Source organism: Elusimicrobiota bacterium (genome assembly GCA_016721625.1).
Classification (GTDB): domain Bacteria; phylum Elusimicrobiota; class Elusimicrobia; order FEN-1173; family FEN-1173; genus JADKHR01.
Window position 1 is genome coordinate 386,846 of the sequence record JADKHR010000001.1, and the last position, 11,834, is coordinate 398,679.

6 protein-coding genes and 2 pseudogenes are annotated in these 11,834 nt (G+C 55.0%); 5 read left to right on the top strand and 3 right to left on the bottom strand.

Annotation, left to right across the window (positions count from 1 at the left end):
* Nucleotides 1-8 precede the first annotated feature (8 nt).
* The 4 genes and pseudogenes from IPP35_01600 to IPP35_01615 all read left to right on the top strand — a co-directional run bounded on the left by IPP35_01600 (nt 9) and on the right by IPP35_01615 (nt 5,313).
* Nucleotides 9-926 (top strand): transporter, encoded by a 918-nt coding sequence (locus IPP35_01600; GenBank protein ID MBL0057830.1) that lies wholly within the window; start codon nt 9-11, stop codon nt 924-926.
* Between the two features lie 107 nt (nt 927-1,033).
* Entirely contained in the window at nt 1,034-2,866 is a 1,833-nt protein-coding gene (locus IPP35_01605) for a glycerophosphoryl diester phosphodiesterase membrane domain-containing protein (GenBank protein MBL0057831.1), read from the top strand.
* Nucleotides 2,867-2,871: 5 nt separating this feature from the next.
* A pseudogene (locus IPP35_01610) lies at nt 2,872-4,256 on the top strand (anaerobic sulfatase maturase).
* Between the two features lie 43 nt (nt 4,257-4,299).
* The gene (locus IPP35_01615) at nt 4,300-5,313 is read left to right on the top strand and encodes a transposase (protein MBL0057832.1); all 1,014 of its coding nucleotides are present in this window, start codon (nt 4,300-4,302) and stop codon (nt 5,311-5,313) included.
* A 30-nt stretch (nt 5,314-5,343) separates the two neighbouring features.
* Here IPP35_01615 and IPP35_01620 read toward each other — a convergent pair whose 3' ends face one another.
* Nucleotides 5,344-6,315, bottom strand: a complete 972-nt coding sequence (locus IPP35_01620) for a hypothetical protein (GenBank protein MBL0057833.1) — start codon at nt 6,313-6,315, stop codon at nt 5,344-5,346.
* Nucleotides 6,316-6,502: 187 nt separating this feature from the next.
* Between IPP35_01620 and IPP35_01625 the strand changes: the two are divergent.
* Nucleotides 6,503-9,207: pseudogene (locus tag IPP35_01625) on the top strand (glucosidase).
* Between the two features lie 203 nt (nt 9,208-9,410).
* On the opposite strand, the gene pgl reads toward IPP35_01625, so the two are convergent.
* A complete protein-coding gene (gene pgl, locus IPP35_01630; GenBank protein ID MBL0057834.1) occupies nt 9,411-10,097 on the bottom strand; it encodes a 6-phosphogluconolactonase in 687 nt (228 codons plus the stop codon).
* 9 nt (nt 10,098-10,106) lie between these two features.
* On the bottom strand, nt 10,107-11,747 hold the full coding sequence (gene pgi / locus IPP35_01635; protein MBL0057835.1) for a glucose-6-phosphate isomerase: 1,641 nt from the start codon (nt 11,745-11,747) through the stop codon (nt 10,107-10,109).
* Between the last annotated feature and the right edge of the window lie 87 nt (nt 11,748-11,834).

An 11,834-nucleotide genomic window follows, 5' to 3' on the forward strand; every position in this document is an offset into this window, starting at 1 on the left:
GTCGGTCCATGAGGCTTCGTTTGGGTTCAACGGTATTTGGTCTGGTGTTCCTGGGGCTCTCCCTCACAAGCCAGGCCAACGACATTGAACCCCGCCGGTGGGGACACCTGCCTATCGGCGGAAACTTTCTTACGGCGGGGTATGCCTACACCGAGGCCAATATTTACCTGGATCCCGTTCTTCGAATTGAAGATGTCAAAATGAAACTGGACACCTGGCTGGGAAAGTATATCCACAGCTTTTCGGTTTTTGGGAAATCGGCGCGGATTGATTTGACCCAGGGGTACCAAGAAGGACGTTGGGACGGAACCATAGACGGGGCGCCTCGGTCGGTCCAGCGAAAGGGTCCGTCCGACTCCTATATACGGTTTGCCACGAACCTCTACGGCGCTCCGCCGTTGAAGGGGAAAGACTTCGCCGCTTACCGCCGCGGTGTGAAACGGGAAACCATCGTCGGAGCGGGTCTGGTGGTCCAGCTTCCAACGGGGGATTACATGGAAGACAAACTCATCAACCTGGGTTCCAACCGATTCACCATTCGCCCCCAGCTGGGCGTGACCCATACGGTCGGCAAATGGACCGGGGAATTGACGGGGGAAGTCTATTTTTATACCGACAACGCTGAATTTTTTAACGGCAACAAATTGGAACAAGCGCCCCTGTATACGGGCCAAACCCACCTGATTTACACCCTCCGCCCCGGTCTCTGGATGAGCGGAAGTTTGGGGTATTCCGAAGGCGGCGCCTCAACCCTCAACGGAAAAACCAAAGACGACAAAAGAAACGCCACGGCCTGGGCCCTCAGCCTAGGCCTCCCACTGGCCCCCCACTGGAACGCGAAAGCCTCTTACCTAAACTCTCGCGCCCAACACCAAATCGGCCAAGACACCGACACCCTCGCCCTAGGCCTATCCTATTCCTGGTAAACAAGGGGACGTAGCATACTAATTTACTTCCTGCCGACGAATTTGAATTTAAGATGAAACCCGTCCATCTGTCAGACGCGTGTTTTAAGGAAAACATTGAGGCTAAAATGAACCATCCGAAACTGAGTCCATTGAAAACGTTGGTCATTGGCGCTTGGGATGAGGCCTGGAAATCCTTTGTCCCCCATTGGCGGACATTGGTCGGATTTCAGATTGTTTATGGCCTTGTGGTGGCATTGGCTTTCTGGCCTTTGGTCCACCTGATGCTGGGGGAATTGGTTCGGGCGTCTGGGAATTCGGCTGTTACGAATTACGATCTGACCGCTTTTTTCTTGTCCCTGAAGGGAATCGGCTTTTTAACGGTGGCGGGGTTCGCTGGATTGATCTCTTGGCGCGTCCAACAGGCGATGCTCATTTTTATGACGGCCGAAATGGGGACGTCGCCCTTAACGGCGCTACGCGGAGTGGCGGGCCGCATTCGCCCTCTTTTGGCAATGACCTTCACTCAGTTGGGAACCCTTCTTCTTTTGCACATTCCTTTGGGCGTGGTGGTTTTCCTCGTTTGGCATTTTCTGCTGGGCGAGCAGGACATTAACTATTATCTTCACACCCACCCGCCCCAATGGTTCGCGGCGCTCGGCCTGGCAGGGTTGGCGGGGGCCGTTACGCTAATCGTGGTCCTCGGTTTGTGGACCCGCTGGGCCTATGGGCTTCCTTTCGTTCTCCGTCTTAAACTTCCGGCGGTGGAATCTCTTCGGCGTAGTGTTCGTTATACCCGGGGGAATTGGGCTTTGCCACTTCTGTCGATCGGCGGGGGGTGGCTTCTTCTGACGTTCGGTTCAAATGCCCTGTCGGCCTCAGCTTTGGGGTTGGGGCGAATGGTCGTTCCTCTTTTTGGAAACCACACGGGATTGTCGGTCCTGATTGTTCTTTTGGTTTTTTCAACGGTCGGCCTCATTGGTTTGGCATCGGGAACCGTGGGAATGATCCTGCAAACCACTCTCATAAATCGGCTCTTTGAGCAGGTCGCTGGAGTTACGCCGGAGCATTTTCCTCGACCCTCGGTCAAAGACCGGCGGACTTTTCGCCGGGTTTCTATTGGAATCATGGTCGGGGCGCTCCTGGTCATGGCCGTCAGCGCCACCTGGTGGCTTCGACGATTGGATTTCTCCAGTCAGGTCCGGATTACAGCCCATCGCGGCAGTTCGGCCTCCGCCCCAGAAAACACTCTGAGTTCCTTGCGCCAGGCCATGAAAGACGGTGCCGATTTCGCAGAGATCGACGTTCAGACAACCAAGGACGGGGAGGTGGTTGTTCTCCACGACCGTGACTTAATGCGAATGGGCCGAGACCCCCGTGCCCTGGCATCCCTCATCTTGAAAGACTTGCGCACCATCGATGTGGGGATTCCTTTTGGGGAGGCTTTTCGCGGCGAACGGGTTCCGACGTTACGAGAGGCCATCGATTTGGTTCATGGCCGCATGGGGCTGAACATCGAGCTTAAATACAACATCCCCGATCCCACCCTGGGGCCCAAGGTGATTGAGATCCTGCGTGAAAAAGAGATGCTGGGCCAGTGCGTGGTCACGTCCCTGGAACTCGAGGCCCTTCGCCAAGTGGAGGAACTGGAACCCCGTCTGGTAACGGGTTTGATCGTGACCAAGGTTTTAGGAGACCCCACGAAACTGGGCGTTAATTTTCTGAGCGTGAATCAGAATGCGGTCACCCGCCGGCTGGTCTGGCAAGCGAAGCGGGTGGGCTTGGCCGTGCACGTTTGGACGGTGAACGACGCCGCCGGCTTCGAACGCATGGCCGATCGTGGGGTGGACGTTGTCATCTCCGACCACCCCGCCGACCTCGCCGCACTCCGGCGCGCGCGAGCGCCCTTTTCTCATCCCGAACGGATCGCCATCCGCCTTCAGCGGCTGTTGATGCGTTGACCGCGATGAGTCTATTTGGAGGTAAAACAGCGAAATCGGATGTTAAATTCTCGGGGCCGTTGGCGGTTCCAAAAATCGATGGTCCTCCAGGGTTTCATTTGCTGGCCAAACCCAGCGGGTCCACGTGCAATATTGACTGCCGCTACTGCTTTTTTCTTTCGAAAGAAGCGCTTTACCCCAACGACAAAAACCGTATGTCGGAAACAACGTTGGAGACCTACCTCCGACAATTGTTGGAATCCCATCGGGCGCCCGAGGTCACGGTGCCTGGCAGGGGGGGGAACCGACGCTGTTGGGGTTGGATTTTTTCAAACGATCCATGGAACTGGTTGAAAAATACCGTCGACCCGACCAAACCGTTCTCCACACTTTCCAGACCAACGGCATTCTCCTGAACGATCAATGGTGTTCTTTCTTTTAAAAACACAATTTCCTTATTGGTTTGAGCGTCGACGGCCCGAAAGAAATCCACGATGCCCACCGAGTGGATCGGGGGGGGAAAGGCACCTTTGATCGGGTCATGGGAGGATGGAAGGCCCTTCGGCGCAACGACGTTGATTTCAATATCCTTTGCACGGTCAATGCCGCGAATCAAGATCACGGGCGCGCCGTCTACCTGTTTTTTCGTGACGACCTTAAGGCGACATGGGTCCAATTCATTCCCATTGTTGAGCGCGCTACCGAAGAAACCATCGAAATCGCCAACCGGGGCTGGAGCGAGGCGCCGGGACAAAAGCGCTTGCTTTACACCCAAACCGGGAGTTTAGTCACGAATCGGTCTGTTGGGGGTCTGGCCTATGGCCGGTTTCTGGTGGACATCTTTGAAGAGTGGGTGCGCTACGACGTGGGACGAATGTATGTTCAACTGTTCGACGTGACACTGGAAGCCTATTTCGGCCGACATCTTCTATGCATTCACGCTCCCACCTGTGGTTATGGCCCGGCGCTCGAACACAATGGAGACCTCTACTCGTGCGACCATTTCGTAGAACCGAATTTCCGCCTGGGCAATATTCACGAGAAACACATGCTGGAAATGGTGGCCTCTCCCCAACAACGGAAATTCGGCCTAGACAAACGCGATACCCTCACCCCCCAATGCCGGAAGTGCGAGGTGCGCTTTCTTTGTAACGGCGGTTGTCCAAAAGATCGTTTCATCCTTTCCCGGGACGGCGACCCAAACCACAATTACCTCTGCGCGGGATTGGAACTCTTTTTCACCCACACCCGCCCGGCCATGGAGACCATGGTAAAGCTTTTGCAGGAGAACCGCCCCCCCGCCGATATTATGGCGCTCACCGCCGCCGAAGATGAAAAACGCGGCCCCTACGCCCCCTGCCCCTGCCAAAGCGGCAAGAAATTCCGTTTCTGCCATAAACAGGGGACGTAGCGTACAAATTTACTTTCCAAACCATTTTTGTTAGCGTATTTCTATGCCTCGACTCGCGCGCATTGATTTCCCAGGCCTCTTACATCACGTCATTGCCCGTGGAATTAATCGCCAGGCTGTTTTTATCGGAAAACCAGATTACGCCGATTTCCTCGAGCGGGTTGAAACTTCCAAAGAAAAAGTCCCCAATGAAATATTGGCCTGGGCACTAATGCCCAACCATTTTCATCTCCTCATTCGGTCTGGCCCGAAGGGCATGATCCCTTTCATGCGGCGTCTTATGACGGGATATGCGGGGGCCTTTAACCTTCGACACCAACGAACTGGGCATCTTTTCAGTAACCGTTACAAGTCCATCGTATGCGATGAGAATTCATATCTTCTTGAGCTTGTGCGTTACATTCATCTGAATCCTCTCCGCGCCGGGTTGGTGAAGACGGTGAAGGATTTGGAAGAATTTCCATACACGGGACACTCCGTATTGCTTAAAAAGAATAAAGCCCCCTGGCAAAGCACCGAGGTTGTCCTCCGACTTTTTAGCAAGAAATTATCGACCGCAAGAGACCTTTACCTTTCGTTTATTGGAAATGGGGCCAGCCAGGGGCATCGTGAAGATCTCGTCGGCGGGGGATTAGGGAGAAGTCTGGGGGGCGCGCCCCGCCAAGTTCCGCATGATTCGTTAAAGGATCGGCAACTTTACGATTCTCGTGTGCTGGGCAGTGGGGATTTCGTCGAATCAGTTCTCAAGGTGGTGGAAAAGGAAGAAGAAATCAAGCGATCCATTGTTCGTGAAAATCTAAGCTTGGATGAAATTGGGCAACGTGTTGCAGACAAATGTTCAATAAATGTCGAATGGCTTTATTTAAGGAACCGAACGCACAGGGTTTCCGAAGCAAAGGCTTTACTGGTTTTTTTAGCCACAGAATATTTAGGGAAAAACAATGTTGAAATGTCTCGGTTGGTTAAAATGACACCTGCGGCGGCCGGAAGAGCGCGAATGAAAGGATTTAACATTGCACGCGAAATAAATGCCGAAAGCTGGATGAAAGTAAATTAGTATGCTACGTCCCCTTTGGGGGGCCTTCGGTTAGAAGGGGATGACGCTTTTCTTGGCGACGCCCACGAGGGTGCTGATGTCGGTTAATGGGAACCATTCCGCCGGGTTTTTTATTCCTGAGGCTAATTTTCGGTGGGCGTTGGTCCATAAATAGATCGTTTTTCCTCCGCGTTTCACCATGTCGTCGTGATTCTTGACGACCCGTCCAATCTGGGTTTTTGCGTCCAAATAGGCAGACACGTTTCCGGCCACGACCCGAGAGAGCGCGTCGGCATCTTCGTATTGCCGGGAGAAGTCCTGGAGGCGAAGTCCGTCGTCTTTATCCACCACCTTCCGTAAAGATTCCGCCAATCTTTCCTTGCGATGGTGCAATGCCAAGGCCAAGCCGATGGTCCCTTCATATTCCCGATCAATCCGCGTGAGGGTTTTTTCAACCACGCCGGCTTTGGTTTTGGCGATCGCCTGAGCGAGAGCCAGATTGATTTCATTAAAACGGAGGATCAGCGGCTGGGCCGCCCGAAGGGCGGCCAACAGGTCGTCGGATTCGGCGATCTTGGCCAGAATCAATTTGTATTCTTCCCGAGTGGGAGAGCCCCGGTCTTGCCCGGTTTGAACAAACCACTCGACCAATCCGCGGAGGTATTCGTGGTAGGCTCGGGCTTGTTCTTTGTCGTTCAGCTCCGATTGGCCGAGGTTTACGATCTTGATCGAATATTCGACAATCCCTTTTAAAAACGTACGCTGAATCTTAACCAAAGACATCAATTCCTGGAGTTCGGGATCTTTCAAATCCACGTATTTTTGCACCACGGCCACATCTTCAGGTGGGAGACCGTAGTCCAATTCGGAAAGAAGCAGAAGAGTGTTTTCGGCGAAAGGGGTCATGTTGACCGACTCGCTGCCAGAAAATTTTTTCCTGAGGGTCCCGCACGCCGAAAGCCCTAAACCCAAGACGGACACCAACGTCAAATACCGAAATAATGTTAGCGTGCGCGTTTTCATTGTCTCTCCTGATCTTGAGCCCGAATCGGTCAAGCGAAATCTTGTTGCTGTATAGCGTACAATTTTTTTTTGACATTAGTTGTCCTATTCGCACCAACGTCGATGAGAACCGTGCCATCGGGGTTAGAATCTGGTAAATTGACTTCAAAGAATTCCGGGAGAAGCCGTTCTAAGGGAGTAAAAAGCGATGACCCAAGAAAAACAGCGTTTGGAGGAATTGCGTCAGGCGGGAGTGAAATGGCACCGGTGGGGTCCCTATCTGACCGAACGACAGTGGGGAACCGTGCGGGAGGATTACAGCGACTCCGGCGATGCATGGAATTACTTCACCCATGACCAGGCGAGGTCCCGGGCTTACCGTTGGGGAGAAGACGGCTTGGGAGGCGTGTCCGATGACAAGCAACGTCTTTGTTTCGCGTTGGCTCTCTGGAACGGCAAAGACCCCATTTTAAAAGAACGGTTGTTCGGCCTGACGAACTCCGAGGAAATCATGGCGAAGACGTAAAGGAATATTACTTTTATATCGACAGCACGCCCACGCATTCCTACATGAAGTACCTCTACAAATACCCTCAACGGGCTTTTCCATACGATGACTTGGTTCGCACGAATCGTAACCGTTCCAGAAACGAGCGCGAATATGAACTGTTGGACACCGGCGTTTTCGATCAGGATCGTTACTTTGATGTTTTTGTGGAATACGCCAAGGCCGGCCCCGAGGACCTCCTGATCCGCGTCACCGCCGTCAATCGAGGTCCCGAGCCCGCTGAACTCCATATCCTGCCGACGCTCTGGTATCGAAACGATTGGGCCGGGTGGATCGCGGAACCGGTCGGCGCCAAGCCATTGATCGAGCGGACGGCGGGACCGGCGGGCATTTCCCATTTGACGGCGACGCACCTGAAGATGGGCGCTTACCATTATTACGTCGAGAGCGACGCGGCGGTATTGTTTACCGATAACGAAACCAACAATGCGCGCTTATTTCCCCAATACCCTAACCCGTCGCCCTTTGTTAAAGACGGCATCAATGATTTTGTCGTCAACGGCAAACGGGAGGCGGTGAATCCGGCCGGGCGGGGAACCAAGGCGGCCTCCCATCATCGAATGACGGTACCCCCCGGGGGCTCCATTTCCCTGCGTCTTCGTCTTGGCCGATCGATTTCGGCCGCTCCCTTCGGGGACTTTGACGGTATATTTTCGGCGCGATTGGCAGAGGCGGATGCCTTCTATCGTGCGGCCACCCCGGCCGCCGTCTCTCCCGATTCGGCCAACGTCCTTCGCCAAGCCGTGGCCGGAATGCTTTGGTCGAAACAGTATTATTATTTCGACGGGGACAAGTGGTTGAAAGAACATGGGGCCCACCCCCTCGTGGCCGGGAGCCGGGCCTCGCGCAACCGGGACTGGTTCCACATGATCAATGAGGACATTATTTCCATGCCGGACAAATGGGAATATCCCTGGTACGCGGCCTGGGACCTGGCGTTTCACACCCTTCCGTTATCCATCGTGGACCCCGACTTCGCCAAAAAACAGATGGAACTCATGTTTCATGGGTTTTACATCCACCCAACAGGCCAGATACCGGCCTACGAGTGGAACTTCAGCGACGTCAATCCGCCTGTCCATGCTTGGGCAACGCTCTTTTTACATCGCACCGAACAGGCCCTGCGCGGCGAGGTTGACCTCAACTTCCTCAAATCCGCCTTCAGCAAACTTCTGCTCAACTTCACCTGGTGGGTGAACCGCAAAGACCGATCTGGGAAAAACCTGTTCGAAGGGGGATTTTTAGGGTTGGACAATATCGGCATCTTTGACCGAAGCTCGCCGCTTCCGACGGGGGGCCATCTGGAACAAGCCGACGGCACCGCCTGGATGGCTTTGTTCTCTCAAAACATGTTGGAACTGGCTGTGGAGCTGGCGGCGCACGATCCCTCTTATCAAGACATGGTGTTCAAGTTCCTGGAACATTTCCAATATATCGCCAAGGCCATGAACACGCCCGGACAAGAGGGCATGTGGGACGAAGAAGATGGGTTCTATTACGACGTCTTGCAAATTCCGGATGGGGGATCGACGCGGCTCAAAGTCCGATCCATGGTGGGCCTCCTGCCCCTCTGCGCCGCCACCGTGACGGAAAAATGGCAGAGAGACCAAGTGCCCGAAGCCCTGGCGGCCGTTGAAAAACGGCGCCGTCAGATGCCCGACCTCATGAATTATATGCACATGACCGGGCCGGGGCATTTCGGCGTGGAGGAACGGGGACTTATCGCGTTGGTGAACGAAAACCGCCTACGGCGCATCCTGGAAAAAATGCTCGACGAAAACGAGTTCCTAAGTCCTCACGGCATCCGATCTCTTTCCAAGTTCCACCAAAAGAATCCCTACGTGTTCCATGTGCACGGGGAAGAATTTCGGGTGGACTACCTACCGGCCGAATCCAATTCCGGAATGTTCGGAGGGAATTCCAACTGGCGCGGCCCGGTGTGGATGCCGGTCAACGTTCTCTTGATTCGGAGTCTCCTGCAATATTACCTGTATTACGGAGATAATTTCAAAATAGAATGCCCCACAGGCTCCGGCCACCAGATGAACCTTTTCGAGGTGGCGCGGGATCTTACCGAACGGCTCACCCGTCTCTTTCTGCGGGACGAAAAGGGCCGCCGCGCGGTCTATGGGCCCACGGAAAAATTCCAAACGGACCCCCACTGGCGGGACCTCATCCTCTTTTACGAGTATTTCGATGGGGAAACAGGCGAGGGGTTGGGCGCCAGCCACCAAACGGGGTGGACCGGCGCGGTCGCCAAATTGATTCAGCTTTTCGGACTTCTGGACCCGAAAAATTTCCTAAAAAGCGGCAAGCGAGAAGCCTTCAAGTCCGGGAGGCAGTAGGTTTAAGTCGAGCCGTATTATTTAACTGTGAAGCGCGCTAAGCTTGCGTTTCCTAAGCCCGTCACCGGGATAGGTGATTTGTTTTAGGGGCCTGGCGACGAAAGTAAATTAGTACGCTACGTCCCCTCTTTCTATTTCTCCCTTTTGGCGACATCGGCAATACCCACTGGATTACGCTCGGTTGGCGAATGTAATTTGGTTTTTCATCCTGGCATCGCGGTCTCGTCGATGACCAGCGTTGCGTTGTCTTGGCGGATGAGGCCGGCGGGAATGGCGGGGTCGGCGTTTAGGAGGCGCTTAATCATTTTGGCTTTTTCTTCCCCTGTGACGATCCATAAAATGCGGCGGGCTCGGTTCAGGATGGGGTAAGTGAGCGTGATGCGGGGGCGGCCGAAATGCGGTTCGGTGAGGGCGACGTCACGGTCTTTCGCCTCCAGGGCGGGATCGCCGGGGATGAGTGACGCGGTATGGCCGTCCACCCCAAGTCCGAGTGTCACCAAATCGAGTAGAGCCGGGGTTCCAGCCAGGGTCCTCAGGGTTTGGGCATAGAGGGCGGCCCCGGTCACCAGATCCTCGTCGTCCACGGGCATCGCGTGGATTTGAGGTTCGGTTAAGGGCGTTTGGGTGAGTAGGATTTCCCGCAGGGTGGTGAGGTTTCGATCCGGGTGGCCTTCGGGGGCGACCCGTTCGTCCACCTGAAACACATGGACATGCTCCCAGGGAACGGACTCTTTGGCCAGCGATAGAATCATCTTCCACGGGCTTTTACCACCGCTCAAAGCCAACAGAAATTGACCACGCGCGGCCACGGCGGCGCGGGACTCTTCCGCCACGATGGCCGCTCCCCGTTTGGCCACGGCCCAGGGGGTCGAAAGACTTTCAACGCGCATGGGGCCGCCTTAGGCTTTTTTCAAGGCCCGCAGGCGTCGGATCAAACCGTTGGTTGAACTGTCGTGAGAGAGGGTTGGCTCCGTTTCACTTTCCAGTTCCGGAACAATTCGTTGGGCCAGAACTTTGCCCAACTCCACTCCCCACTGATCGAAGGAATTTACATCCCAAATAACGCCCTGGGTGAAGGTCATGTGTTCGTAAAGGGCCACGAGTTTTCCCAGCAGTTCCGGCGTCATCATTTCAGCGACCAGGATATTGCTGGGGCGGTTTCCTTCGAACACTTTATGAGGGGCCAATTCCGGGGGCACCCCTTCGGCTTTGACCTCGGCCAAGGTTTTCCCGAAAGCCAGAGCCTCGGCCTGGGCGCAGACGTTGGCCAGCAGCAGGTCGTGGTGTCGGCCCATGGGGTTGAGGGATTTCGCGAAGGCGATGAAATCGCAGGGAATCAGACGGGTTCCTTGGTGGATGAGTTGGTAAAATGAATGTTGTCCGTTGGTTCCGGGCTCGCCCCAATAGATGGGGCTGGTGTCGTAGGGGACAGCCTCCCCGGCCAGGGTCACGTGTTTGCCGTTGCTCTCCATGGTCAATTGTTGGAGATAGGCGGGAAAGCGTTTCAAGTAGTTGTCGTAGGGCAGAACCGCCACCGTCTCGGCGCCCAAGAAGTTGATGTTCCAGATGGACAATAGGCCCATCAACGCCGGGAGATTTTTGTCAAAGGGCGCGGTGCGGAAATGTTCATCCATGGCACGGAACCCTTCCAAAAGGGACTGAAACGCTTGAGGTCCCAAGGCCAGCATGGTGGAGAGCCCAATGGCCGACTCCATGGAAAAACGTCCGCCTACCCAGTCCCAGAACCCAAACATGTTCTCCGGGTCGATGCCGAAGGCGCCGACGTCTTTGGCGTTGGTGGACACGGCGACGAAATGTTTGGCCACGGCTTCTTCGTCCCCCTTCAACCCTTGAACCAGCCAGTCCCGGGCTGTTTTCGCGTTGGTCATGGTTTCAACGGTGGTGAATGTTTTGGAGGACACGATAAACAGCGTTTCGGCGGGGTTCAGGTCCCGCACGGCTTCGGCGAAATCACTGCCGTCGACGTTGGAGACAAAACGGAACGTGAGCGCGCGTTCGGTGTAAAGCCGCAGGGCTTCGTAGGCCATCACCGGGCCCAAGTCGGACCCGCCGATGCCGATGTTGACGACGTTCCGAATCGCCCGGCCGGTGTGGCCCTTCCACCCCCCGTTTCGGACGCGGTTCGCGAAATCCGTCATCTTATCCAACACCGCGTGGACGGAGGGAACGACGTTCGCGCCATTAACGATGATTTTGGCACCCCGCGGCGCGCGGAGCGCCACGTGCAGGACGGCGCGTTTTTCAGTGGAATTTATTTTATCCCCCCGAAACATCGCGCCGATTTTCTTTCGGAGCCCGCATTCATTGGCCAATCCCATGAGAAGCCGAAGGGTCTCGTCCGTCACGCGATTCTTGGAATAATCAAAAAATAGGCCCAGAGCCTCCTGGGTCATGCGCTCGCCTCGTTTGGGGTCTTTGGCGAAAAGCGCCCGTAAATGAAGCGGGCTCACTTTCCGAGCGTGGGATTGGAGCGACTTCCAGGCTTTGCGGCGAGAAAGGGGGACGGTCTTTGATTTCATGGGGAACGGACCTCCTGTCCGGTGTTAAGAAGCGACATTGGTTTGGAGAATTTTATATTCGGAGTCGAAAAGCGTGTTGGTATTGTA

Bases quoted from the DNA above. Each gene is read 5' to 3' on its own strand.
- IPP35_01600 (MBL0057830.1), top strand. From the start codon at position 9: ATGAGGCTTCGTTTGGGTTCAACGGTATTTGGTCTGGTGTTCCTGGGG.
- IPP35_01605 (MBL0057831.1), top strand. From the start codon at position 1,034: ATGAACCATCCGAAACTGAGTCCATTGAAAACGTTGGTCATTGGCGCT.
- IPP35_01615 (MBL0057832.1), top strand. From the start codon at position 4,300: ATGCCTCGACTCGCGCGCATTGATTTCCCAGGCCTCTTACATCACGTC.
- IPP35_01620 (MBL0057833.1), bottom strand. From the start codon at position 6,315: ATGAAAACGCGCACGCTAACATTATTTCGGTATTTGACGTTGGTGTCC.
- pgl (MBL0057834.1), bottom strand. From the start codon at position 10,097: ATGCGCGTTGAAAGTCTTTCGACCCCCTGGGCCGTGGCCAAACGGGGA.
- pgi (MBL0057835.1), bottom strand. From the start codon at position 11,747: ATGAAATCAAAGACCGTCCCCCTTTCTCGCCGCAAAGCCTGGAAGTCG.